This is a genomic window from Thermotalea metallivorans (assembly GCF_001562415.1).
GTDB lineage: Bacteria > Bacillota > Clostridia > Peptostreptococcales > Thermotaleaceae > Thermotalea > Thermotalea metallivorans.
In genome coordinates this window covers 1-24,932 of the sequence record NZ_LOEE01000076.1, presented here as the reverse complement: position 1 = coordinate 24,932, position 24,932 = coordinate 1, and the positions used below count along the sequence as shown (strand labels likewise).

The window sequence follows — 24,932 nt, the reverse complement described above, 5'->3', positions numbered from 1 at the left end:
TCCTATAAACATCTAACGGATAATTCTCACTTTTCTGCCCTCTATCACCAGCTTACCTTCAGCAAATAATTGTATAGCCTTTGGCAGCAGTTCATGTTCTATTTCCAGCACTCTCTTGGCCAGGGTCTGGACCGTATCCTCATCCTTTACCTCCACAGCCTTCTGCAGGATCACAGGACCTGTATCCGTACCTTCATCCACAAAGTGAACCGTAGCACCGGTTACCTTGACTCCATAATCCAATACTGCCTGATGGATCCGCTCCCCATAAAATCCCTTGCCGCAGAAACTGGGGATCAAAGCAGGGTGTACATTGATAATCCTGTTTCTATATTTCTCTACCAGTTTTTCCCCAAAGATACTCATATATCCTGCCAGCACAATCAAGTCAACTTTTTTTTCTTCCAAAACAGCCAATATTTTATTTTCTCTTTCTTCCAAGTCCGGATAATTCTTTTTTCCTATATAAATGCCTTCAATGCCGTGTTTTTTTGCTCTCACCAGTCCGTAAGCATCCTCTCTGCTGGAAATCACGACCTCTATTTTTCCTGGAATGGCTCCCTTTTCTATATGATCAATCATTGCCTGCAGATTTGTCCCGCCGCCGGAGATAAAAACAGCCATGCTTATTTGTCCCATAAGGTCACCCCATGTTTGCCCCGAACTACATGTCCGATGATATAGGCCGCTTCACCCATGGATTTTAAATCTTCCATGATTTTCTCCCCATCCTCCGGTGTCACCACTAGGATCATGCCGATTCCCATATTAAAAGTAGCAAACATTTCATCTCCCTCAATATCCCCAAGTTTTTGAATCATTTGAAATATGGGCAAAACAGGCCAGCTTCCCAATTGAATCTCCACACCAAAGCCTTGGGGTATCATTCTGGGGATGTTTTCATAGAAGCCGCCTCCGGTCACATGAACCATCCCTTTGATTTCATATTTTTCCATGACTTTCATACATACGTCCACATAGATGCGGGTAGGAGCAATCAATGCCTCCCCTAAAGTACAGCCCAGTTCCTCCAGATAAGCATCCACCGTCATATTCAGTCGATCAAAGAACAGTTTCCGCACAAGAGAGTATCCGTTGCTGTGAATCCCGCTGGAAGGCAGGCCGATCAACAGATCTCCATCCTTTATCTTTGCGCCGTCGATGATCTTATCCTTATCCACGATGCCTACGGCAAAACCGGCCATGTCATATTCTCCATCATCATAAAAGCCTGGCATCTCCGCCGTCTCCCCACCGATCAGGGCACATCCCGCCTGAAGACATCCATCAGCAATTCCTTTCACAATGTCTGCAATCTTTTCCGGCTTTAATTTCCCTGCAGCCACATAATCTAAAAAAAATAGGGGCTTTGCACCTTGACACAGGATATCATTGACACACATGGCCACACAGTCTTGTCCCACGGTATCATGCTTATCCATGAGAAAGGCAATCTTTAGTTTTGTTCCCACGCCGTCCGTACCGGAGACCAATACAGGTCTTTCATATCCTGTCAAATCTAGTTCAAACAATCCTCCAAAGCCGCCCAAATCACACAAAACCTGCTTGGTAAAGGTCTTTTTCACATGTTGCTTCATCAATGCTACGGCCCTTGCCCCTTCGTTCACATCTACGCCTGCATCCCTGTAGGTTAGCGACTTTTTCTCCATTGGCTTCACCTCTATCTTTTTTCAAATAGGAACTTATTGCCTTCCTTTGGCACTTCCATAGGGTAATCTCCACTAAAACAAGCGTTGCATAGACCTTGTCCGTCCATATGAATAGACTTCATCAAGCCTTCTATACTTAAATACCCCAGACTGTCTGCCCCGATCATCTGCCGGATTTCTTCCACGGAATGGAGTGCTCCCACAAGATTTTTCCTCGTGGGGGTATCAATACCGAAATAACAGGAAAACTTCACGGGAGGAGAGCTGACTCTTACATGGACTTCCTTGGCTCCCGCAGCCTTTAGCATATCCACAAGCCTTCGGCTGGTGGTTCCTCTCACAATGGAATCATCAATCAGCACCAGTCTTTTCCCTTTCACATTCTCCTTGAGCACATTCAATTTCAGCCGCACACTTAACTCCCGCATTCTTTGGTCCGGCTGGATAAAAGTTCTTCCCACATACCTATTTTTCATCAGCCCTTCTCCAAAGGGGATTTTTGATTCTTCCGCATATCCTATGGCAGCCACCGTACCGGAATCAGGCACGGCAATCACCATATCCGCCTCCACGGGATGTTCCTGTGCCAGGATCCTGCCTGCATTTCTCCTGCTGATATAGACACTCCTTCCGTCCATTACGCTGTCCGGTCTTGCAAAATATACAAACTCAAAGGAACACAGGGCTTTTCTTCCATTAGGTGCATACGGAATGCTTCTTATGTCATTTCCGTCAATGACCACCATTTCTCCGGCTTCCACATCTCGAATGAATTCTGCATTCAATACATGAAAGGCACAGCTTTCGGAAGACAGCACATATCCTCCTTCTATTTTTCCTATGCACAGGGGTCTCAATCCGTTAGGGTCCCTTACCCCTATCAGTTTGTCCCTGCAGGTAATAACCAAAGCATAAGACCCTCTGATTTTCTTTAATGCCTCTTGGATGGCTTCTTCCATGGGCATGGCATTATACCGGGCAATCAGATTGGCTATGACCTCACTGTCAATAGAGGTTTGGAAGATAACCCCATGCTCCTCCAATTCCTCTCGAATCTGCTGGGCATTGACCAGATTGCCGTTGTGTGCCAAAGCAATGCTGCCCCCTTTATAATGGACAACCAGGGGTTGGGCATTGGTGACATAACTTTCTCCTGTGGTGGAATACCGCACATGCCCAATGGCAATATCTCCCTGCAGCCTTTGTAGCACCGTATCGGAAAATACCTCCTGGACCAACCCCATCTCTTTATAATAGGTAATTTTCCCATCTTGATTGACTGCAATCCCTGCACTCTCCTGCCCCCGGTGCTGGAGGGCATGAAGACCGAAATAGGCCAACTGGGATATGTTCTTCATACCGGGGCTGCAAATACCGATCACCCCGCATTCTTCTTTTAACTTATCAAAATGAATTGGATACACTGCTCTGCCCTCCACCCTTTTCCTATTTCTCTAATCTCGCCAAAACTTCTTGGTAAGTTTCCTCTACTTCTCCTAAATCCCTTCTAAAGCGGTCTTTATCCATTTTTTTGTTTGTCTTTGCATCCCACAGTCTGCAGGTATCTGGGGAGATTTCATCAGCAAGTATCACTTTCCCTTGGTACAGACCAAATTCCAGTTTAAAATCAATAAGCTTTAAACCTTTTTGGATAAAGAATTCCTTTAGTACTTCGTTGACCTGAAAGGCATATCTCTTAATTTCTTCCAGCTGTTCCTTTGTAGCCAATTCCATGGCCTCAATATGATAGTCATTGATCATCGGATCGCCCAGTGCATCGTTTTTGTAGCAAAACTCCAATACCGTTGTTTTCATTTCCACGCCCTCTTCAAGGCCAAGACGTTTTGCCAAAGAGCCTGCCGCCACATTTCTTACAATAACCTCCAAAGGCAGGATCTTTACAGCCTTCACCAACATTTCCCGATCACTCAGCAGGCTTTCAAAATGGTTGGGTACGCCCTTTTCCTCCAATAGCTTAAACAACAATGCAGACATCTTGTTATTGACGATTCCCTTATCCTCAATGGTCCCCTTTTTTTCACCGTTAAAAGCTGTAGCATCATCCTTATATACAACGACATATCGATTGGGATCCTCTGTCTTGAATACCTTTTTTGCCTTTCCTTCATAAAGCATTTCTAATTTTTGCATACTCATTGCCTCCCTTTTGTGGATTTTTCATAGCATTATCGGATTCTAAATTGCTTATCTTTTTCAATCACTTCATCTGCCATGGCTTTCCTATAGTCCTTCATTTTCCCCCTGAGCTCCGGATATTTTCCCGATAAAATCTGTATTGCCAACAGAGCAGCATTTTCAGCCCCATCGATGGCTACCGTCGCCACAGGGATGCCCTTGGGCATCTGCACAATGGACAGCAAAGAATCTAATCCGTCCATAGTGGATGATTTAATGGGCAACCCGATAACAGGCAACACTGTCAGGGCAGCCAGAACCCCAGGAAGATGGGCAGCTTTTCCTGCTGCGCCGATGATCACCTCAATTCCCTTCCCTTCTGCTGTTTTTGCAAACTCCATTGCACGATCGGGCGTCCTGTGGGCTGAAATAACATGTACCTCCACATCTACACCAAAATCCTTTAAAATCTTTTCACCTCTCTCCACCACCTGATAATCGGAATCACTTCCCATCACCATTGCTACTTTCATCATTAATCCCTCCTCTATTTTGCTTGCAAAAAAGCCCGATATAGACTGCATCATCTATTTCGGGCTATGAAATTCTAACCTACGGCATGCTTTAATACAAACAGTATGGCAATAATATACAGCATCGGATGAACTTCCTTTGCCTTTCCGGTGAAGCTTTTCAGAAGCACATAGGAAATCACGCCAAATACAAGGCCCTCTGCAATGCTGTATGTCAAAGGCATCATGATGATTGTAAGAAATGCCGGGATTGCATCAGTAAAATCATCAAAATTCACTTTTAGAATAGGGCTCATCATGAACAAACCTACCAAGATCAATACCGGTGCTGTAGCTTGTGCCGGTACTGCGGTAAAGACCGGTGCAAAAACTGTAGAAGCCAAGAACAACACGCCCGTTGTCAATGCCGTCAATCCTGTCCTGCCGCCTTCCGCTACCCCGGAAGCACTTTCTACATAGGTTGTAACAGTGCTTGTTCCCAATAGGGCACCCGCCGTTGTTCCGATGGCGTCAGCCAATAATGCCTGCTTCGCCTTTGGAATCTTTCCGTCTTTGTCTAGCATGTTGGCCTTTGTAGAAACACCGATCAACGTACCGATTGTATCGAATAAGTCCACAAATAAGAAAGTAAATACAACCAATAACATATCAAATGTAAAAATTTGCTTGAATTCAAATTGAGCAAAAATGGGCTTTAGGGTTGGCGGTGCGCTGACAAGGGTAGTTGGTAAGGCAGCCTTTCCGATAAATACACCGATGATTGTCGTAGCGATCATACCGATCAGCAAAGCCCCTTTGACATTTCTGATCAGCAGAATTCCCGTAATCACAATTCCCGCCAATGCCAGCAGAACGCCCGGATCCTTTACATTCCCAAGTCCCACGAGGACTGCATCATTGTTAACAATAATTCCCGCATTTTGAAAACCAATAAAGGCAATAAACAATCCAATACCTACGCTTACTGCATTTTTGATGACCATAGGCATACCATTGATAATGGCTTCACGAATATTCAGCAACGTTAAAATAATAAATATAATCCCTTCAATCAGTACGGCTGTTAAAGCAAATTGCCAGCTATAGCCCATACCTAATACCACAGAGAAAGCAAAGAATGCATTCAGTCCCATGCCCGGTGCCAATGCAAAGGGCAAATTGGCTAAGAAGGCCATGCAGAAGGTTGCAATAGCAGCCGATAATGCCGTAGCCGTAAAAACAGCTCCTTTGTCCATTCCTGTAGCACTCAAGATGTCCGGATTTACAATCAAGATATAGGCCATGGTCATAAAGGTCGTAATTCCGGCGATCATCTCCGTTTTTACGTTTGTTTTGTGCTCGCCCAGCTTAAATAAGCTGTCAAGGGCTCCTTTGTTGTGTTTGTTCGTTAATTCCATCTTCATCCTCCTTGTCTCATTGGGGAAATATTCGGCTTATACATTTTCATAAGACAAAATAAAGCCCGGGAAGGAAGGTTTGATGCTCACAAAAGTGAAACCTCCCCGCCCGGGCTTTTCTCCCCTCGGTGTAGTATCGCAAGGCCGCAATACCTGTATCACTCGGACCAGTCACTTTTTCAGCCAACCTATCTTCCCTAGTCACTATTATGCCCAGATAGCACAATTCTACAATAAGTCAAGCTATAAAAGCCGGAACCCTAGATACACTTTCACCCATAGCTAGACAATTTACGGTTGTCTGGTAGAGACTTTTGGACCATATTACCAAAATTATATGAGTCAGTGTGCTGATTTTCTGAAGTTGTCCTTGCACTATTATAATATCAAAGGTCTACGCCCTTGTCAATGATTTTGTCGAATATTTTATTGTTTTTTAAATTATTGATATGGATATTTTCGAACATTAATTTAATAATATTGCTTATTCGTTCACTTTTTAGGTTGTTTCTCTGATGCTATCTTTCCTGCCTTCTACCGTCATCCTTTTTTGTCCTAATCCCTAAAATAGGCCACCCCTGCCTCAAAAATCCTTTGATCCTTTTCACCGGGAATATTCTTTCCTACATGGAAACCGATTCTCTCCGAATGTCCCATTTTACCCAGAATTCTCCCGTCGGGACTGGTGATTCCTTCCACTGCATTGATGGAACCGTTGGGATTGTAGGCAATATCATAGGTCGGATTCCCTCCGAGATCCACATACTGGGTAGCAATTTGCCCTCTTTGCACCATTTCTTTGATCTGCTCCTCATTGGCAATAAATCTTCCTTCCCCATGGGATACGGGAATGGTATGGATATCCCCCACCTTTACCTTTTGCAGCCATGGAGACATGTTGGAGAGCACCTTGGTGCGAACCATACAGGAAACATGTCTTCCAATCTTGTTAAAGGTTAACGTAGGACTGTTCTCCTCCATATCTCTGATTTCGCCATAGGGCAACAATCCAAGCTTGATCAATGCCTGAAAACCGTTGCAGATTCCCAACATGAGTCCATCCCGTTCTTTTAGGAATCTCATGACAGCCTCTTTCACCCTAGGATTTCTAAAAACCGTAGCAATAAATTTTCCTGATCCGTCGGGTTCATCCCCAGCGCTAAATCCTCCCGGAATCATGATGATTTGCGCACTGTCAATCTTTTGCACCATATACACAATGGATTGTTCTATATCCTCCGGCGTCAGATTTCTGAAGACGAGGGTATTTACGATTCCGCCGGCATTTTCAAAAGCCTTTGTAGAATCATATTCACAGTTTGTCCCCGGAAACACAGGAATGAAGATCCTTGGCTTTGCTATTTTTATCCTTGGTCTGGAAGGAGTTCCCCCATGATAGGGGGTATCGGTCAATATCCCCCGGATTTCCTCTGTTTTTGTAGGGAATACTTTCTCTAAAGGTTTCTCCCAGGCTTGAAGAGCTTCCCTCAAGGAGATTTCCATGCCGTTTATTTCGATAGCTTCCTTTTCCTGAGTTTTTCCCAGAACCTTGTAGGAAATGTTTTCGAGCAGGCTGCAAATATCTTCCTTGCCATCGATCTCCAGAAGAATTCCTCCATAATCCGGTGCAAACAGACTGGCCAGCTCCATTTTTTCTTCAAATCGGAAACCAATTCTGTTTCCAAAACACATCTTGCTGATGGCCGCTGCAACTCCGCCTACCCTGACAGTGTGGCTGGCAAGCACTTTACCGGCACGGATCAGTTCTGTAATTTTTCCATAATGTCTATCCAGCTTCTCAAAATCAGGCAGTTCATATTCATCCCGCAAGAGGGGTATATATACTACATGGCTGTTGACCTTTTTAAATTCTTGAGAGATCACATGGTTTACATCCACTACGTTCACGGCAAAGGCCACAAGGGTCGGAGGTACATCCAGATCCTTAAAGGTTCCCGACATGCTGTCTTTTCCCCCAATGGCTGGGATACCCAGCTTTTTCTGGGCATAGAAGGCACCCAGCAAAGCGCTGAAGGGTTTGCCCCATTTTTCCGGATCTTTGCCCAGCTTTTCAAAATATTCTTGGAGGCTTAGCCGGATCGTCTTGTAGTCCCCTCCTACAGCTACCACCTTGGCCACGGCTTCCAGCACTGCATAGAAGGCACCATGGAAGGGGCTCCATGCAGACAGCTTTGGATGATAGCCATAACTCATGATGGTTCCTGTGGAAGTTTCCCCCGAAATCAACGGTATTTTGGCCACCATGGCTTCCGCCGGCGTTGCCTGGTATGTTCCGCCAAAAGGCATCAAGACCGTTCCTGCGCCAATGGTGCTGTCAAATCTTTCGACCAAGCCTTTTTGGCTGCACACATTCAAGTCTTCTAAATTTGTCAACCATGCAGCCTTTACGTCCTCCTGATGCCGCTCTATGGCCTCTGCCATGGAATGAAAATAGTTTTTCTCCGGTGCAGGGGCCTTGACAAAAACTTTTGTCTTCTGTTTTACCCCATTGGTATTTAGAAAATCCCTACAGATATCGAGAATCGCCTTACCCCGCCAGAACATTTTCAAACGGCGGTCTCCCGTTACCTTGGCCACCACAACAGCCTCCAAATTTTCTTCCCTAGCATACTCGATAAACTTGGCTGCATTTTTCTGGGAAACAACCACCGCCATACGTTCCTGGGATTCCGAAATGGCCAGCTCTGTCCCATCGAGGCCTTCATATTTTTTGGGAATAGCATCCAAGTTGATTTCGATGCCGTCTGTCAGCTCTCCGATGGCCACGGAAACCCCCCCGGCACCAAAGTCGTTGCATTTTTTAATCATTCTGCTGACCACCGGATTTCTAAAGAGTCTTTGGATTTTTCTCTCCGTAGGAGGATTTCCTTTTTGCACCTCGGCACCACAGGTAAGAATAGATTCCTCCGTATGCTCCTTAGAAGAACCCGTTGCCCCGCCGCATCCGTCCCGGCCTGTTCTTCCTCCTACCAGCAGCACCACATCCCCTTCACAAGGTTTTTCCCGCACCACATTCTGCCTTGGGGCAGCGGCAATGACAGCACCGATTTCCATTCTCTTGGCTATAAAACCTTCATCATAGATTTCCGCTACCTGTCCAGTGGCCAGACCGATTTGATTGCCGTAGGAGCTGTATCCCGCTGCGGCTCCGGTGGTAATCTTCCGCTGAGGCAATTTTCCCGGCAGTGTATCTTCAATCCTTGCTCGTGGGTCACCACTTCCTGTCACACGCATGGCCTGATACACATAGGTTCTGCCCGACAGGGGATCTCGAATGGCTCCCCCCAAACAAGTGGCAGCGCCGCCAAAGGGTTCGATCTCCGTAGGATGGTTATGGGTTTCGTTTTTAAACATGATCAGCCACGCTTCCTGCTGACCGTTCACATCCACATGGACCACAATGCTGCAGGCATTGATTTCATCAGACACATCCAAGTCTTCAAGCATTCCTCTTTTGCGCAGCTCTTTCATCCCCATGGTGGCAATATCCATCAGGCATACATCTTTGGCCTTTTCCTCGTAAACATAAGCCCTTGAGTCCATATATTCATCATAAGCCTTTTTGATGACATTGGTAAAAATTCCGTTCTCTATCTTTACATCCTCAATTTCTGTGAGAAAGGTAGTATGGCGGCAGTGATCGGACCAATAGGTGTCGATGGCCTTCAATTCGGTGATGGTTGGATTTCTTTTTTCCGTATCTCGAAAATAGGTTTGACAGAAAATCAAATCCTCTAGGCTCATGGCAAAGCCCATGGCCTCCCGAAAGGAGACAAGCTCCTGCTCATCCTTATGGATAAAGCCTTCCAGTACAGCCACATCTTCCGGCATCGCTGCTTCCATCTGAAGGGTAACGGGTTTTTCCAAGGATGCTTCCCTAGAGTCCACAGGATTAATGCAGTAATTTTTGATTTTGATGAACTGTTCCTCTTCTATGTTTCCGCCCAGTACAATCACCTTTGCCGTCAGTACATCAGGCCTTTCCTTTTGGGTCAAAATCTGTATGCATTGGGCGGCAGAATCTGCCCTCTGGTCATATTGTCCCGGCAGATATTCCATGGCAAAAACTCGGTCTTCCGGACCATAGGGCAATACCTCATCGTATACATGGTCTACGGGCGGTTCGGAAAATATGGTAATGCGAGATTTTTCGTATTCCTCGTCGGAAATTCCCGCAATATCATAACGGTGGATAATGCGAACATCCTGCAGCCCCTGAATGCCAAGGTTTTCTTTCAGATCATGAAACAAATGACGGGCTTCCACATCAAAGCCTTTTTTCTTTTCAACATATATCCTTCGCACTGCTTTTTCCATTGGGTTTTCCCACCTTTCATCATCATCGACAAAAATCCCCGCGTATCTTTACAACTTGATTGTAGCATAATATAATAAATAAGAAAAATTAATGGTATTAATATTCTATATTAGGAGTGTTTATAAATGGACATCAATTTTGAATTATATAAAGTCTTTTATTATGCTGCCAAGGGCTTAAGCTTTTCAGAGGCCGCCCACCAGCTCTACATCTCCCAGTCCGCCGTCAGCCAATCCATCAAGCAGTTGGAAGAAAAACTCAATACCCCACTTTTTGCCCGGCACGGAAAGAGGATACGCCTGACGCCTGAAGGGGAAACTCTATTCAAGCATATCGAACAGGCCTTCTATTGTATCAAATCCGGAGAACGAAGCATCCAAGCCATACAAAATCTGCAACAGGGGGAAGTACGCATCGGCGCCAGTGATACCATCTGCAAATACTATCTTCTCCCTCACTTAAAGGAATTTCACCGCCGGTATCCCCACATCAAAATCCGCATCACCAACCGGCCTTCGCCCCTGTGTATCGATTTGTTAAGAAAGGGCATCATCGATATTGGGATCGTCAATATGCTTCCGCTGGACTTCTATTCTCAAATGAGCGTAAAGCCCTTAAAAAAAATCCAAGATATTTTTGTGGCCGGAGAAGCTTTTTCCCATCTGAAAAGCAAAGAAATCTCGCTAAAGGACCTAACATCCTATCCCCTCCTTCTCCTGGAAAAAAATTCAACCACCAGAAACTTTTTTGATGAACTTGTGAAAAAATACCAAATCCATATGATTCCCGAGATCGAGCTGGACAGCGTGGATCTTTTGGTAGAGCTGACAAAAATCGGCTTAGGCATTTCCTATGTGATGTCCGATGCCGTAGAAGAGGAATTGCAAAACGGGGAATTGTTTGCCCTCTCCATCAAAGAGGATATTCCCACCAGGGATTTGGGCCTCATTACCCATAGTCAAATCCCCATCCCCGTTGCCGCACAAAAATTTATGGAGTTATTGATGGTTTGGGCACCTGCTTCTTCCCCACACCTGTAGTTTTCTTCTCCAGAACAAATTTTCCCTTAGGATCCCTACGGTTCAATTTCGTTATATCGAAAACAGTCCGTCCCATGATCATTCACCATACCCACCGCCTGCATAAAAGCATAGCAGATGGTGGATCCCACAAACTTGAAGCCCCTTTTTTTCAAATCCCTGCTCATGGCATCGGATTCCGGTGAAGTAGCAGGCACATCCTTGAGGTTCTTCCAAGCATTTTTCTTAGGTTTTCCTCCTACAAACTGCCAGATATACCTATCGAAGCTTCCGAATTCTTTTTGTACCGCCAAGAAGGCCTTGGCATTTTCGATAGCAGCTTCAATTTTTTTACGATTGCGGATAATTCCCTCATTGGCCAACAAATCTTGAATTTTCTGTTCGTCATAACAGGCTATTTTGATAGGGTCAAAATGATCAAAGGCTTGACGATAGTTTTCCCTTTTTTTCAAGATTGTAATCCAGCTGAGTCCTGCCTGGGCCCCTTCCAATAACAAAAATTCAAAAAGTTTTTGGTCATCATGAACGGGTACTCCCCACTCCTGGTCATGATAATCTATATAAATCTGTTCCTTTCCTGCCCAATCACATCTTTTTTTCATTTTTTCTTCATCCTCCTCTGATTTTTCAACTTGCATCTCTCCCTTATATTCCTTGCCTTTTTTCAAAATCCTCCACAGCCAATGGATTCTTTCCTAGAAATATCTAAAAGGTTTTGCTTTTAAAAATGAAACTTTTTCACTTATGACGGGTATTTATTTATATAGACACTTCGACGGAAAGGGGGAGGTGCTTTGGATGTTTCCGATAAAAAATTAATACGCCTCTGCAAAGATCATCATGAAGAAGGTTATGGGCTCCTGTTGGAAAAGTACGAGAAGTATATCTACCGGCTCTGTTATTATTATGCCCATTCCAAGGAGGATGTCCTCGACCTGATGCAAGAAGTGTACATAAAAATTTACAGAAACATGGAGCGTTTTGATGAAAACCGTCCCCTTTTGCCTTGGCTAAAGACCCTCACGGTCAATGTCTGTTTGAATTTCATCAGACAAAAAAAAGTTCAAGCCCTTTCCGTCCGTATATCTCCCGATGGGGAAGAAAATTCCCCGGAGCAATGGATTGCTTGCGGTACCAGCATTGAACAAGAAATCACCTTTTTGGATATAAAGAGATCTTTAGAGCAGGCCATCAAGGAACTCCCCGAGGATATGAAAACCGCCGTTATTCTAAGGCATGTGGAAGGTATGAGCTATCAGCAAATTGCGGAGGTTATGGATTTACCCCTCGGCACAGTGAAAACCCACCTGTTCCGAGGACGTCGGCTCCTAAAAGACAGGCTGAAAAACGAAGGCCTTTGGGAGGTGTAGCATGGGAGAATGTAAATTTGACGAATTTTTGCTTCATGAGTATTTAGACGGAACCATTGCCCCCCTGGAAAAAATTATATTGGAAGAACACCTGAAAAGCTGTACCTTATGCAGAAAAGAATTGACAGAGCTCAAACTGCTCATGTGGGAATTGGAATCTCTTGATGAAATGGATATACCACCAGATATCACCTTGCTTCGAACCAAGGCGCTGGGTGAACTGGCACCGGCAGAAAATCAAGGCTTTGGTATCAAGGAATTCATCCATGTCCAGCGAAATATATTCCGACATGCCGCTTTATTCCTAGAAGCCGTACCGGGGATAAAATCTGGTGCAGCCGCCATTGAAAAAGGCATCAAAGATACACCTTCTGCCCTATACAAAACCTTTGACATCCTATTTAAGGGTAGAGAAAGGCTGCTGACATTGAGGGAACGCCTATGATCTTTTGGATTGTTCTCCGTGTCCTAGGGATTATTTTTTTCACTTTTCTCCTTGCCCTATGCTGTATTCCCTTTGAATACACATGGACAGGATACAGATACCAGGATTATGAGATCCGGGGTGAAATATCATGGCTCTTCGGCGGTGTAAAAGTATCTGGAATAAAGAAAAAACATCATCCACAGTCTTGGGTGTTTCATATCCTAGGCTTTCCAATATTCCACCATATCCATGGACTCGAAAAAGACAGACACAAAAAGAAAAAAGATAAAAAGAACAGGAAGGAAATAAAGAAAAAACAGAAAAAAAGCCATCCCCTTGCAAGTTATTTCAATCAAGAACTATTTCGGGCCCTATTCAAATTTGCAAGGAGTCTTCTAAAGCATATGAGACCCCGCCGTTTTGAATGTGATGGGCAATTGGGTTTTGATGATCCTTGTCATACGGGCATGTTTTGGGGTATGTGGAGCATGTTGTATCCTTCCCTCTCAAGGTTTGATATCCATATCACCCCCGTATTCGATGACCAGAAATTGGAGGGGAGATTTCATCTGCAAGGCAGGATGATCATAGGCGTATTCTTGTTTCTGGCCATCAAACTGTTGCGCTCTGCCTCTGTAAGAAATATGATGAAAAATATGATCAACCATAAAAAGGAGGAAAAAGCATATGTCATTTAATTTTAGTGAAAACGTGAGTGTTTTATTTGAAAGGTTAGAAAACTTGCTGAAATCCAAAACCGTTGTGGGAGAAGCCATCCAAATCGGTGAAACCACTTTGATCCCTGTGATAACCCTTTCCTTCGGCCTAGGCACCGGCGGCGGCGACGGAACAGATCCAAAGGGCTCTACGGGCATGGGCGGAGGTGGCGGTATCGGTGCAAAGGCCTCCCCGACAGCTGTGATCGTTATCAAAGGAGATCGAGTAGAAATACTCCCCATCAAAAATCAAGGAGGCTTAGAAAAACTAATTGACATGGTTCCTGAAATCGTAAACAAACTGAAAACCCATCACAAAGAAGGGGGATGTTGTACACAAGAATAAAGGGCAATTTCTCTTATCGATCCATAAAAATTATCTTTTTCCATTGACTCCATAGCAGCTTTGTAGTAGAATAGCCCTAATAAGCAAATATGGAGAAAATTCTTTGAATAGGAGTAGTAGGCAGAATATCTGGCTGCAGCGAGTCGGAGTTGGTGGAAGTCCGACGCTTTGATTTCTGTTGAATGGACCTAGGAGAAGCCAGGCGAAATTGCAGTAGCCGCAGCCGGGAGTTTCCCGTTACAGAGACAGGATATCGAGTTCCATACAGCTCCGTATCCGGATGAGAGAGATAGAAGATTTCTATCTAATTTGGGTGGTACCGCGGAAGCAAGCCTTTCGTCCCTAGTTGCAGGGATGAAGGGCTTTTTTATTTGCGGACAATGGGGAGGTGATAAGCATATGTTGTGAACTTTAGAAGAATCGGATTGCCATTGGAAAAAAGAAAAAACGATATATCAAAGGAGAGATTGGAATGAATCTAAGAAAAAGCATTTTAACAGCATTGCTTATCGCCATCGGATATATACTCCATCAGATTGTACCCGGCACCATCGGAAATATGAAATTCGATATCATGCTTTCCGTGATTTTTGTCTCCCTATTGATCAACCGAGATTTCAAAAATGCAGTCGTCACGGCCCTTTTGGGAGGCATCATTACCGCCATGACCACCACGTTTCCCGGGGGACAGATTCCCAATATCATGGATAAGCTCGTTACCTGCAGCCTTGTGTTTCTTTTGATCAAGCTAACGGAAAATCTGAAGGGGCAGACCATCGTCGTCGGAATCATCTCCTTTTTGGGAACAATCGTCAGCGGCATTGTATTCTTGACTTCCGCCCTGTATATGGTGGGATTACCGGCTCCCTTCCATATTTTATTCATGGGCATTGTACTGCCCACAGCCGTGACCAACATCTTTGCAACCATTTTCATCTATCAAACCGTAAAACTTGCCATGAAGGTTTCAGGCATAAAATTAATAGATCAACAAAGGTAAATAACAGAAAAAAGGAACGTGGCACTGCAAACCGCGTTCCTTTTTGATTATTTCAGCATCCTCAGGGCTTCCGCAAGCTTGGGCAAGATCTGCTTCTTCCCCACATTCGCAATCCCCTTCCCCACTTTGTCTGAAGCAATTTATAAAGACTGTAGCATTGTTTTATCTAAGCAAAAAATACGCCAATATTTTAAAGCTTCCCCAGAACAACACACAAAATAGCAGAACAAGAGGCATCAATATTTCAAACTGAGCAATCATTATGGCTAGAATATCTTTACATTCCAATTTTATAATTTCCTTTTCATGATTCCCCATAATCTCACCTTCCTATTCGATGGCATGCTACAAAATGATTGTTCCCTACATTTTTGTATTCCGGAACCTCAGCTCTGCATATATCCTTTGTATAAGGACACCTTGTATGGAACTTGCATCCCTTCGGAGGATTGGCCGGACTTGGAATATCTCCTTCCAATATATTTCTTACTCTTTGCACCGTTGGGTCTGCAACCGGAACTGCCGATAAAAGCGCTTGGGTATACGGATGCAGTGGATTGGTATAAATTTCTTTTTTGTCTGCAAGTTCAACGAGGGAACCAAGATACATCACGCCCACCCTATGACTTATATGCTTTACTACGCTTAAATCATGAGAAATAAAAAGATAGGAAAAATGAAACTTCTGTTGTAATTCACAAAGCAAATTTACGATCTGGGATTGGATTGAAACATCAAGGGCTGATACCGGTTCATCGCAAACAATAAACTTTGGCTTTAATGCCAGTACCCTTGCAATTCCTATCCTCTGCCTTTGGCCTCCTGAAAATTCATGGGGGTATCTTTTCATATGAAATAGGCTTAACCCACACATTTCTAAAACTTCTTGTACTTTATCTTCAACCGTATTTTTATCCGCCACCTTATGCTCAATGAGAGCTTCTCCTATAATCTCTCCAACTGTCATCCTTGGGTTTAGGGATGAATATGGGTCTTGGAATATAATCTGCATATTAGGTCTTAATCTCCTTAACTCCTCCCTTTTTAATCTATAAATATCCTTTCCTTCAAAAAATACCTCCCCATCAGTTTTTTCTATTAGCCTCAAAATCGTTCTCCCTGTAGTTGATTTTCCACATCCGGATTCTCCTACAAGCCCCAATGTTTCTCCCCTTTTTAATTCTAAAGATATGTCATCTACTGCTTTCACAAAACCTACAGTTCTTTGAAATACACCTGCCCTTATTGGAAAATATTTTTTTAACCTTTTCACTGACAGTATGACATCATTCATTTTCTTCACCCCCATAAAGATGGCAGGCCACATAATGTCCATCATGGATTTGCTTTAATTTTGGTGCACATTGCTCGCAAATATCCATTGCCCTTTCACACCTTGGATAGAAATAGCATCCTTTCGGCAGGTCAAAGGAGCTTGGTACTTGCCCGGGAATAGCATATAGTTTTTCCTTATCAATATGAATTTGAGGTTTTGATGCTAAAAGACCGGACGTATATGGATGGAGGGGATTTTTAAAAAGTTCTAAAACCTTTGCCTCTTCAACGATCTTGCCAGAATACATGACAGATATATAATCTGCCATTTCAGCAACAACGCCTAAATCATGGGTTATCAGCATGATGCTTGTCTTTGTATCTTCCTTTAATTTCCTCATCAGATCCAGTATCTGTGCCTGAATCGTAACGTCAAGGGCTGTTGTCGGTTCATCTGCAATTAAAAGTTTCGGGTTGCAGACCATTGCCATGGCAATCATCACCCTTTGTCTCATTCCGCCGCTCAATTCATGTGGATAGGCATTTATTATTTCATCTGCCCTTGGAATTCCCACAAGTTTTAATACTTCAACTGCTTTTTCAACTGCAGCTTTTTTGCTTAAGTTTTGATGAAGCATAATCGCTTCAATAATTTGATTTCCTATTGTAAAGACAGGATTTAAGGATGTCATCGGCTCTTGAAATATCATAGAAATCTCGTTGCCTCTTATACTTCTTACTTCTTCTTCGCTGAGCTTCAATAAATCCCTGCCTTCAAAGACAATTTCTCCCCCCTCTATTCTCCCCGGAGGATTTGGTATTAATCTTAAAATCGACATTGCCGTTATGCTTTTGCCGCAGCCTGATTCTCCAACAATACACATTGTTTCTCCTTTGTTGATTTTTAGGCTGACATCATCCACCGCCTTTACAATCCCTTCATCTGTGTAAAAGTACGTTTTTAAATTTTTAATTTCTAACAATTTCTCCATCGATACCCTCCCTACCTCTTAAGTTTAGAATCAAAAGCATCTCTTAGTCCATCACCTAAAAGATTGATTGCCATCACTGTAATGAAGATGCAAATTCCCGGCGGCATCCATCGCCATGGATGAAATTGAAACACATAGGCATCGGTAACCGCATTCACCATATTCCCCCAAGACGGGGTTGGCGGTGTAACTCCCAAACCCAAAAAACTCAGAACAGATTCAGTAAGAATTGCATTGCCTACACCAAGAGTAGATGAAACTATAATTGAGCCAAAAGTATTCGGCAGCAAATGCCTGAATATTTTTCTTCTATCCCTGAGTCCCAAAGCTTCCGCTGCTTGGATAAATTCCTGCTCTCTCAAAGATAAAATTTGCCCTCTTATTATTCTTGCAAGGCCTGGCCAGCTTAATATTCCTATGATCAACATTACAACATAAATTCTATAATCGGGATTTATCTTATAATCCGACATTACTGCCGCAATCATCAAAAGAAGCGGCAAAAATGGAAAACACATAAAAATATCCACGATTCTCATGATAATTGCATCAATTATCCCCGAATAGTATCCTGAAACAGCACCAATCATACTTCCAATCACAACACTTATGAAAACGGCAACAATTCCCACAGACAGGGAAATTCTCCCCGCATACATAACCCTTGTTAAAATGTCCCTTCCGACTTCATCAGTTCCCAGGGGATGTGCAATGGATGGAGGCGCTGAAATATTTGCAAGATCGATGGTTTCCATTTTATATGGGGAGATTATGGGTCCCAAAATAGATATGGATACCATAAAAATAAGCACATATAACCCAACCATAGCAAGTCTGTTTCTTTTTAACCTTATCCATGCCAGTTGCCATGGTCCTAATATTTTTTCCTTTTTTTGCTCTATCCTGTTTTCCCGAACAATTTCCATCCGTATCCCCCCTATTTAAATCTAATCCTTGGATCCACCAAAGCATATGTAATATCCGCTATCAAGTTCCCCAACAATGTTAATGCCGCAAGCAGCATATTTATCCCCATTAAGAGGGTATAATCTCTCGTATTTACGGCTTGTAGACCGATGGGTCCAATACCCGGCCAGTTGAAAATTTGTTCCGTAATAATAGCTCCTGAAAAAAGCCCGGGAAGTGACATCCCGAAAATAGTAACGACAGGTATTAAAGCATTTCGTAAGCCATGTTTATAAATAACAACTTTTTCTCTTAACCCTTTTGCCCTTGCCGTTCTTATATAATCTTGGCGTATTACCTCAAGCATACTGGATCTTGTATATCTCATAAGACCGGCAAGGCTCCCCAACGTCAAAACTACCAAAGGCAGCGTCATATGATGCATTACATCTTGAAAAAGCGCAAAACCTGTTGCTGTACTTCCGGGAACCGTCATTCCGGATACAGGAAATAATTTTATATCGACGGCAAACCATTTTATTAGCAATAACCCAAAGAAAAAGGATGGCATGGAAATCCCAATCAGTGCAAATACAGTAAATATATAATCAAACTTTGAATACTGTCGTGTGGCAGAAAGAACCCCTATAGGAATTGAAAGCGCAGCACTTAACAAAAATGAAGCCAAGGATAGGTAAAAGGAATTCCATATGTAGGAATTAATCACTTTTTTCACAGGCTGCTTGAAATAAAAAGATTCTCCCCAATTGCCTTTCAGTATATCAGTTGCCCAATATTTATACTGGACAAGCATAGGTTCATTTAGATGCATCTGCTCCCTCAGCTTTGCTTTTGCTGCTGCAGATGCCTTAGGATCAACCATTGTGGAAACTGGATCCCCCGGGGCCAGTTGAAAAATTGCAAAAATCAAAATAGAGATTCCAATCAATACCGGTATCATTTCCAAAAGTCTTCTTGTGATATACTGTTTCATTTGAAGCCCTCCTGAATATTGCCCGGAAAGACCCGGGCAATTTTTATTCAATATCAATTATTTCAACATTTTGAATGTCGTATGTCCAATCAATATACGGCGAAGGATTTACACCCTTTACTCTGCAGCTTACAGCCACATTATCTTTGTTATAACCTAAAAACAGGTATGGCAAATCATCATTAGCAATTTTAAGCCATTGCTTATAAATTTCTTTTCTCTTTTCCTGATTAAACTCACTTAGTCCTCGCTTCATAAGATTTTCAGCTTCTTCGTTTCTCCAACCTACAGAATTATTACCCCCTGGAACATCTTGGGCAAATGCAAAGATTCCTGACGGATCTGGGTCAATGGCTAATGACCATGCCATGTTATACATTTCAAATTCCCTTTTGTCGTATACCTTTTCAGCAAGGGTACCGAATTCCATAAGTTCAGGTATGACCTCGATTCCAAGTTTTCCCCAATTATCTTTTAATATGGGAATTAACGATTCAACATATTTGCTGCCGGTATATGTCATCCAATGGATTGTAAACTTTTCCCCATCTTTATATCTAAACCCGTCTTCCCCTTTAACCCATCCTGCCTCATCCAAAAGTTTATTTGCAAGATCAGGATTATATTCATATGTATTGATTTCATCGGTATATGCCCATGAAACCGGTGATACAGGAGCATTGCAGACTTGCCCATTGCCTTTATAGTAAGCATTTATAAATCCCTTTCTGTCAAGGCCGTACATAAGAGCCTGTCTCACTTTCTTATCTTTAAATTTTTCATCTCTAAGATTTAATCCTATATATCCGTATGAATTTGCCGGATAGCTGTATATATCTAAGAAACCCGCCTGTTTTATTAATTCAACCATTTCCGGCTTTCCTACAGCATCTATGTCAACATTGCCTGCTGTCAATTCTTGAACTACCGTGTTGGCATTGGTTACCTTCATTACAATGGTCTTTATCTTAGGCGCACCCTTCCAATAGTCAGGATTTTTTTCAAATACCACTTCTTGCCCTGCTTTATAGTTCTTTAAAACATATGCTCCCGATCCCATAGGCTTAAGAAATAAATCTTTCAGTTTCTGAATATTCCCTTTTTCAAACCCATAGTAATGCTTTGGTAAAATTCCATATCCGAAATTCCAAATAGCAGGAGCCTGTGCCTCAGTTAATGTAAATTGTATTGTATAGGGATCTATCACCTTTATTCCTTTGACTTCCTTTACTTTATTTTCTTTATCTTTGTTATATTCTTCATATCCTTCCAAATACATTACAGCATCCGTTCTCGGGCCGTCATAATTGGGATCACACATCGCAGTAAATGTAAATGCTACGTCCTCTGCAGTTAATTCTTTCCCATCGGAAAATTTTATTCCCTTCTTAATATAGAATGTGTATGTCTTTCCATCCTGAGAAATATCCCATTTTTCCGCTGCATGGGGAATTGGGTTCCCTTCAGCATCATTATTGATTAAACCATCAAAAATCAAGGAACAAACGCGCGAATCATATACACTGCCTGAATAAATAGGGTTAAATGTACCTTGAGGGGCTGTTGTTCCAACAATTAAAGTATCCTTCCTATCCTTTGCAGCTTGAGGAAGTTTTTCCGGATTAGCAGCTTGTAGAATTTCAATTTGACTTTTGTTTAACTCTTTTCCGCTGTTGTTCTGATTTGAACTTGGCTCTGTACATGCTGTAAATAAACCTGCAAAAACAATGAAGCTTAACACTGCACTAAATAGCCTTTTCATTATATCCCTCCCACCTAAAATTTGTTTTATGATAATATTTATTACATATCATAAAACAATTTTTAATATTATTGGTAACAAATTGGCAACAATAAAAATATTTTCAATTTTTTTATTTTGACAAAGAAACTGTAAAAAAAACGCAAGGCTTTTAAAAGTCAAGCTTTGCGTTTTCAACAAAGTCAGGTATTTCAATGATTACTTTTGTTCCTAACCCTTCACTGCTTTCTATTGCTAAATTCCATCCATGAAGCTGAATCAACTCTTGGCATATTGCCAGTCCTAGTCCGCTTCCTTCCTTGTGGACATCGATTTTATAGAATTTTTCCTTTACCTTCTCTATTTTATCCTTCGGAATCCCTATGCCGTCATCTTGAACCATTATTTTTATCTTATCCTCTTTGGAAACAGCAATGGAAATATTTCCATTCGGTTTGGAAAATTTGATTGCGTTATCCAAAATGTTTATCACGATCTGCCTGAACCGGCATTTATCCCCATATATGTTTTTTATTCCATCATTCAGTTGTAGAGACCAATGCAACTCCTTGGCATGTGCTTTTGTCTTATACAAACACCATATTTCCTCTATGATGTCAATAAAATCAAACCATTCAAAATTCAAATTTAATTTTCCGCTTTCTAATTTAGAAAAATCAAGTAAGTTGTCAACCATCTGAGATAATCTATCGACTTCTTTTGATATTATTCTTAATCCTGTCTTGATTTCATCAGTGTCATTCAAACCACTTGTGGCGATGGTCTCACTCCATCCTTTTATTGATGTCAACGGCGTTCTTAGCTCATGAGAAATAGAAGAAATAAATTCATTTTTTAAATTTTGCATTTTCAATATTTCCCCGGACATATAATTTAATGTATCTGCAAGCTGTCCTATTTCATCATTATAGTTCTTTTGTATTTTTGTATCAAATTCTCCCTTCGCCATTTTTTTTGCCACAGCATTTATTTCTTTTATCGGGTCTAATATACTTTTCGTAAAAAAAATACTAAGCAATGACAGGGTAAAAATAACTGCTGATGATATCATAAGAGAAATATAAATCAAATAATTCAATCTTATATCTATTTTTTCAATGGAAGTTAGAAATCTAAGTATGCCAATAACTTTATGATCTATTTTTATGGCAGCATACGCTGACATCAAATTTTCATTTGTCTGTTTATTTCTGAACACATGGATTATCGGTTGATTCTCAGGTACAGTCAAAGATTCCTTACAAACATATTTTCCCTGGTTTAGCCCCTTAGAATCTGCAATAATTTTTCCGCTCAAATCTAATAGTTGCACTTCAAAGATTTCATCAAAGCAATAATCCTCCACATAGTTTTTTAAGAGAAGCTCCATGGATTTATTATACTCGGCATACTTATTAAAAAAATCTGCTGCCGTGGCGGATTTGTTTACTAGCATTTGTTTTATGTTAGCGTAATAATAGTTTTTTATCATCACTATAAAGGCGATATTCAACAAGAACAACACAAAAAGTACACCTAAAACATAATTTTTAAACCATCTTTTTTTAATGCTTGACATGCCATCATTCCTCATGCTTCCATATGGACTTTAAAATTTCGTCTTTTCTTATAGATATATCTTTACAGTCTAAGTAATAATCTGCATTCAACACTTCAAATATCTTATCTCCTCGGCCTTTTTCTTGGTGTTTTTTATCAACTTTATAGATTGAAAATAAAAGTTTTTCTCTATTTTGAGAATAAAACAATGTTTTCTCTTCCTCAATTTCTATATGAATTTTTCCATCTAAAAATCTAGGGATTACAAAATAATATTCCATGCTGTCATATGTAGAACAATGGTAAATAAGACCTCTCTTTCGATCCCATTGAAACCACTTATGAATCCAAACAGCACTATCCTTTGAATGATTCAACATTTCAGGGATAGCTATTTCGATAATCCCGTCCCCATCTACATCCTTGGACTTCACATAGTATGGCTTTAAAATCTTTTCTGAATATTTATATAAATAATTTGAAAAAACATTTTTTTCTCTTTCATTCTGCAGGATGAGTAGTTCAGTAGCCGAAATTTCTTCTCCTAATTGTTCGTCTATAAAAATTGCGTCTGTATCTTTGCTGGCCCTCCCAATCGTAATAGACTTTATTTCTTTCAAGTTTCCGTCCAAGTCTACCGCTGCAATTCTTTCGAATCGATCATTTTCTTTAAATTTGACTATGTTCATCTTTGCATGCTTTTTGTCAAATTCCAGCAGTTCAAAAATACCGTCTCCATCGACATCGAAAAGCTCAAAATCTTCAATGGCTTTTGCGTAGACTGCTTTTAAGATACCCGAATGTTCCTTAACAACGATGAAATCCTTTAGTTTACCATTTGAATTCATTTTTAGAATTAAAAATTCAAAAATTCCATCTCTATCAAAATCATAATAACAAAATTTATCAATTTCATTTCCACTGAATCCTATACTCGTAGCATTTATAAAGCTATTGTCTTTTATAATCCCCATTCTTAAGGGAGCATAAGGATCCTCCGTCTTATAAAAATAAATTATTTCTTCTGCCTCATCGTTATTATAATCCAACAAATAAACTGCATTTTTATTGTCTCCTTTTAGAGGAGACGTAAGTTTAGAATTCTTGGGGATAAAATTTTTTATCTTTATAAAAGCTTCATGATGTTTCTTATCAAGCAATGGCGGAGAGAGCAAATCAGCAGGTTGATTATTGCATGAAGATAACAAAAAAATTATTATCAGCAGCGCCAAGTGGCAGACCAAAAAAGATTTTATTAATTTACAAATACTAACATTCATCATAGACATCCCATCTGTATCCATATCCTCTTATGGATTTTATATATTGTGGATTTGAAGGATTTTCCTCTATCTTTTGCCTCAATCTACTGATATTTACATCTACAATTTTATAATTGCCTATAAAATCCTCTCCCCATATGGAATCAAGTATTTCATTTCGACTCAGCGCCTTATTTGAATTATTTGCAAATAGCTTGATCAACTCAAATTCTATGTGGGTAAGTTCTATTTCTCTGCCATTTTTATATAATTTCCTTGAATCTACATCAATAACAAAAGGACGCACTGTTATTTTGTCCTTATTATTTCTGGCCATTGAAACTCTTCTATAAAGAGAATTTACTCTAGCTATCAGTTCGCTTGGACTGAAGGGCTTCACTATATAATCATCTGCACCCTTTGATAATCCGTTGATTTTATCCTCTTCCTGTGATTTTGCAGTTAAAATTATGATCCCTGTTTTTTCATCCTTTTGTCTTATTTTGCTGCTTACAAAAAATCCATCAATACCCGGAAGCATAATATCTATGATTGCTATATCTATATCTGTATATATATCAAATAATTCAATCGCCTTTTCTCCAGAAGCAGTCTCTAATGTCGTATATCCTTCTCTTTTTAAATTTATTTTAATAAATCCTCGAATATCATCATTATCCTCTACCAACAGAATCTTTTTCACAAAACCCCCTCCTGTTGCTCAGGCTATTTGCCCTCAATCTGCTTTCAATGCATAATTATGAGCAATGCCAGAAAATTCAACCGGTTTAAAAAGTAATAAAAATATCCTATGCAACCGACCCCCTAACATATCATTGTTCTTGCAGCAGATATGTATGCAGCACATAACAATAGCTATAGGTATAAATCTGTAACAATATGCCATAAAATAAAATATTTTCTATGTCTTTGATTATTAATCCTGTACAAATTATTGAAAAGAAAAAAAATATTTTCTTTTTAAAATATTATAACAATATTTAGCATATTATGGCAACATTTAGTATATTTATTGAGTTTGCAGACAAACCTTTGAGATTTGACTTCCTGCTCAGATTTGTGCCGCTTTTTTAATGAACAATCGAGTAGGAGGTAGATAATTAATTTATCTACCGTCCTCTCACACCACCGGACATACGGTCCCGTATCCGGCGGTTCATCAGGATTAATATCACATAGAAAGCCTTTTAGTTAGAGTAGTGAATCC

The 24,932-nt window shown here is 41.1% G+C and carries 22 protein-coding genes, 1 riboswitch and 1 other annotated feature; of the genes, 6 read left to right on the top strand and 16 right to left on the bottom strand.

Going from position 1 to position 24,932, the window contains the following annotated elements; all coding sequences use genetic code 11:
• Nucleotides 1-12: 12 nt before the first annotated feature.
• The 7 genes from purN to AN619_RS14420 form a co-directional block, all read right to left on the bottom strand.
• Nucleotides 13-639, bottom strand: a complete 627-nt coding sequence (gene purN / locus AN619_RS14450) for a phosphoribosylglycinamide formyltransferase (protein WP_068557976.1) — start codon at nt 637-639, stop codon at nt 13-15.
• Nucleotides 627-1,670, bottom strand: coding sequence for a phosphoribosylformylglycinamidine cyclo-ligase (purM, locus tag AN619_RS14445; RefSeq protein WP_068557975.1), 1,044 nt, complete (start codon nt 1,668-1,670; stop codon nt 627-629). Before purM ends, purN begins: the two co-directional genes overlap by 13 nt.
• An 11-nt stretch (nt 1,671-1,681) precedes the next feature.
• Entirely contained in the window at nt 1,682-3,094 is a 1,413-nt protein-coding gene (gene purF / locus AN619_RS14440; protein WP_242867417.1) for an amidophosphoribosyltransferase, read from the bottom strand.
• Between the two features lie 22 nt (nt 3,095-3,116).
• Nucleotides 3,117-3,821: a phosphoribosylaminoimidazolesuccinocarboxamide synthase gene (purC, locus tag AN619_RS14435; protein ID WP_068557974.1), complete on the bottom strand. Its 705-nt coding sequence runs from the start codon at nt 3,819-3,821 to the stop codon at nt 3,117-3,119.
• 35 nt (nt 3,822-3,856) lie between these two features.
• Nucleotides 3,857-4,339 carry a 5-(carboxyamino)imidazole ribonucleotide mutase gene (gene purE, locus AN619_RS14430; RefSeq protein WP_330382102.1) on the bottom strand — a complete coding sequence of 161 codons (483 nt, stop codon included), beginning with the start codon at nt 4,337-4,339 and terminating at the stop codon, nt 3,857-3,859.
• A 74-nt stretch (nt 4,340-4,413) separates the two neighbouring features.
• Nucleotides 4,414-5,736 (bottom strand): NCS2 family permease, encoded by a 1,323-nt coding sequence (locus AN619_RS14425; RefSeq protein WP_068557972.1) that lies wholly within the window; start codon nt 5,734-5,736, stop codon nt 4,414-4,416.
• Between the two features lie 259 nt (nt 5,737-5,995).
• A riboswitch (purine riboswitch) is annotated at nt 5,996-6,097 on the bottom strand.
• A 194-nt stretch (nt 6,098-6,291) separates the two neighbouring features.
• Nucleotides 6,292-10,074, bottom strand: a complete 3,783-nt coding sequence (locus tag AN619_RS14420) for a phosphoribosylformylglycinamidine synthase (protein WP_068557971.1) — start codon at nt 10,072-10,074, stop codon at nt 6,292-6,294.
• Nucleotides 10,075-10,200: 126 nt separating this feature from the next.
• Here AN619_RS14420 and AN619_RS14415 point away from each other — a divergent pair, with 126 nt between their 5' ends.
• Nucleotides 10,201-11,115: a LysR family transcriptional regulator gene (locus AN619_RS14415; RefSeq protein WP_068557970.1), complete on the top strand. Its 915-nt coding sequence runs from the start codon at nt 10,201-10,203 to the stop codon at nt 11,113-11,115.
• 35 nt (nt 11,116-11,150) lie between these two features.
• Here the strand turns inward: AN619_RS14415 and AN619_RS14410 are convergent, their stop codons facing one another.
• Nucleotides 11,151-11,717, bottom strand: a complete 567-nt coding sequence (locus AN619_RS14410) for a DNA-3-methyladenine glycosylase I (protein ID WP_068557987.1) — start codon at nt 11,715-11,717, stop codon at nt 11,151-11,153.
• Nucleotides 11,718-11,909: 192 nt separating this feature from the next.
• Between AN619_RS14410 and AN619_RS14405 the strand changes: the two genes are divergently transcribed.
• The 5 genes from AN619_RS14405 to AN619_RS14385 all read left to right on the top strand — a co-directional run bounded on the left by AN619_RS14405 (nt 11,910) and on the right by AN619_RS14385 (nt 14,974).
• Nucleotides 11,910-12,485 (top strand): RNA polymerase sigma factor, encoded by a 576-nt coding sequence (locus tag AN619_RS14405; protein WP_068557969.1) that lies wholly within the window; start codon nt 11,910-11,912, stop codon nt 12,483-12,485.
• Between the two features lies 1 nt (nt 12,486).
• Complete coding sequence (locus AN619_RS14400; RefSeq protein WP_068557968.1) at nt 12,487-12,930, top strand: anti-sigma factor family protein; 444 nt, start codon at nt 12,487-12,489, stop codon at nt 12,928-12,930.
• On the top strand, nt 12,927-13,610 hold the full coding sequence (locus AN619_RS14395; RefSeq protein ID WP_068557967.1) for a DUF2953 domain-containing protein: 684 nt from the start codon (nt 12,927-12,929) through the stop codon (nt 13,608-13,610). The genes AN619_RS14400 and AN619_RS14395 overlap by 4 nt, the downstream gene beginning before the upstream one ends.
• Nucleotides 13,600-13,974 (top strand): GerW family sporulation protein, encoded by a 375-nt coding sequence (locus AN619_RS14390; RefSeq protein ID WP_068557966.1) that lies wholly within the window; start codon nt 13,600-13,602, stop codon nt 13,972-13,974. Before AN619_RS14395 ends, AN619_RS14390 begins: the two co-directional genes overlap by 11 nt.
• 94 nt (nt 13,975-14,068) lie before the next feature.
• Nucleotides 14,069-14,321: a binding site (T-box leader), on the top strand.
• 125 nt (nt 14,322-14,446) lie between these two features.
• Nucleotides 14,447-14,974, top strand: a complete 528-nt coding sequence (locus AN619_RS14385) for a tryptophan transporter (protein ID WP_068557965.1) — start codon at nt 14,447-14,449, stop codon at nt 14,972-14,974.
• 322 nt (nt 14,975-15,296) lie between these two features.
• On the opposite strand, the gene AN619_RS14380 is transcribed toward AN619_RS14385, so the two are convergent.
• The 8 genes from AN619_RS14380 to AN619_RS14345 all read right to left on the bottom strand — a co-directional run bounded on the left by AN619_RS14380 (nt 15,297) and on the right by AN619_RS14345 (nt 24,407).
• On the bottom strand, nt 15,297-16,268 hold the full coding sequence (locus tag AN619_RS14380) for an ABC transporter ATP-binding protein (protein WP_068557964.1): 972 nt from the start codon (nt 16,266-16,268) through the stop codon (nt 15,297-15,299).
• Complete coding sequence (locus AN619_RS14375) at nt 16,261-17,241, bottom strand: ABC transporter ATP-binding protein (protein WP_068557963.1); 981 nt, start codon at nt 17,239-17,241, stop codon at nt 16,261-16,263. Before AN619_RS14375 ends, AN619_RS14380 begins: the two co-directional genes overlap by 8 nt.
• 11 nt (nt 17,242-17,252) lie before the next feature.
• Nucleotides 17,253-18,167 (bottom strand): oligopeptide ABC transporter permease, encoded by a 915-nt coding sequence (opp4C, locus tag AN619_RS14370; protein ID WP_068557962.1) that lies wholly within the window; start codon nt 18,165-18,167, stop codon nt 17,253-17,255.
• Nucleotides 18,168-18,178: 11 nt separating this feature from the next.
• On the bottom strand, nt 18,179-19,141 hold the full coding sequence (locus AN619_RS14365; RefSeq protein ID WP_068557961.1) for an ABC transporter permease: 963 nt from the start codon (nt 19,139-19,141) through the stop codon (nt 18,179-18,181).
• Nucleotides 19,142-19,184: 43 nt separating this feature from the next.
• Entirely contained in the window at nt 19,185-20,903 is a 1,719-nt protein-coding gene (locus AN619_RS14360; protein WP_157065031.1) for a peptide-binding protein, read from the bottom strand.
• A 151-nt stretch (nt 20,904-21,054) separates the two neighbouring features.
• Nucleotides 21,055-22,200: a sensor histidine kinase gene (locus tag AN619_RS14355; protein WP_198153327.1), complete on the bottom strand. Its 1,146-nt coding sequence runs from the start codon at nt 22,198-22,200 to the stop codon at nt 21,055-21,057.
• 265 nt (nt 22,201-22,465) lie between these two features.
• Nucleotides 22,466-23,722 (bottom strand): hypothetical protein, encoded by a 1,257-nt coding sequence (locus tag AN619_RS14350; RefSeq protein WP_068557958.1) that lies wholly within the window; start codon nt 23,720-23,722, stop codon nt 22,466-22,468.
• Nucleotides 23,712-24,407, bottom strand: a complete 696-nt coding sequence (locus AN619_RS14345) for a response regulator transcription factor (RefSeq protein ID WP_068557957.1) — start codon at nt 24,405-24,407, stop codon at nt 23,712-23,714. The genes AN619_RS14350 and AN619_RS14345 overlap by 11 nt, the downstream gene beginning before the upstream one ends.
• Nucleotides 24,408-24,932 lie beyond the last annotated feature (525 nt).

Coding starts and splice junctions, on each gene's coding strand:
- AN619_RS14395 (WP_068557967.1), top strand. CDS start 12,927: ATGATCTTTTGGATTGTTCTCCGTGTCCTAGGGATTATTTTTTTCACT.
- purM (WP_068557975.1), bottom strand. CDS start 1,670: ATGGAGAAAAAGTCGCTAACCTACAGGGATGCAGGCGTAGATGTGAAC.
- AN619_RS14380 (WP_068557964.1), bottom strand. CDS start 16,268: ATGAATGATGTCATACTGTCAGTGAAAAGGTTAAAAAAATATTTTCCA.
- AN619_RS14425 (WP_068557972.1), bottom strand. CDS start 5,736: ATGGAATTAACGAACAAACACAACAAAGGAGCCCTTGACAGCTTATTT.
- AN619_RS14410 (WP_068557987.1), bottom strand. CDS start 11,717: ATGAAAAAAAGATGTGATTGGGCAGGAAAGGAACAGATTTATATAGAT.
- AN619_RS14365 (WP_068557961.1), bottom strand. CDS start 19,141: ATGAAACAGTATATCACAAGAAGACTTTTGGAAATGATACCGGTATTG.
- AN619_RS14375 (WP_068557963.1), bottom strand. CDS start 17,241: ATGGAGAAATTGTTAGAAATTAAAAATTTAAAAACGTACTTTTACACA.
- AN619_RS14420 (WP_068557971.1), bottom strand. CDS start 10,074: ATGGAAAAAGCAGTGCGAAGGATATATGTTGAAAAGAAAAAAGGCTTT.
- opp4C (WP_068557962.1), bottom strand. CDS start 18,167: ATGGAAATTGTTCGGGAAAACAGGATAGAGCAAAAAAAGGAAAAAATA.
- AN619_RS14415 (WP_068557970.1), top strand. CDS start 10,201: ATGGACATCAATTTTGAATTATATAAAGTCTTTTATTATGCTGCCAAG.
- purN (WP_068557976.1), bottom strand. CDS start 639: ATGGGACAAATAAGCATGGCTGTTTTTATCTCCGGCGGCGGGACAAAT.
- AN619_RS14360 (WP_157065031.1), bottom strand. CDS start 20,903: ATGAAAAGGCTATTTAGTGCAGTGTTAAGCTTCATTGTTTTTGCAGGT.
- AN619_RS14390 (WP_068557966.1), top strand. CDS start 13,600: ATGTCATTTAATTTTAGTGAAAACGTGAGTGTTTTATTTGAAAGGTTA.
- AN619_RS14385 (WP_068557965.1), top strand. CDS start 14,447: ATGAATCTAAGAAAAAGCATTTTAACAGCATTGCTTATCGCCATCGGA.
- purE (WP_330382102.1), bottom strand. CDS start 4,339: ATGAAAGTAGCAATGGTGATGGGAAGTGATTCCGATTATCAGGTGGTG.
- purC (WP_068557974.1), bottom strand. CDS start 3,821: ATGCAAAAATTAGAAATGCTTTATGAAGGAAAGGCAAAAAAGGTATTC.
- AN619_RS14400 (WP_068557968.1), top strand. CDS start 12,487: ATGGGAGAATGTAAATTTGACGAATTTTTGCTTCATGAGTATTTAGAC.
- AN619_RS14350 (WP_068557958.1), bottom strand. CDS start 23,722: ATGAATGTTAGTATTTGTAAATTAATAAAATCTTTTTTGGTCTGCCAC.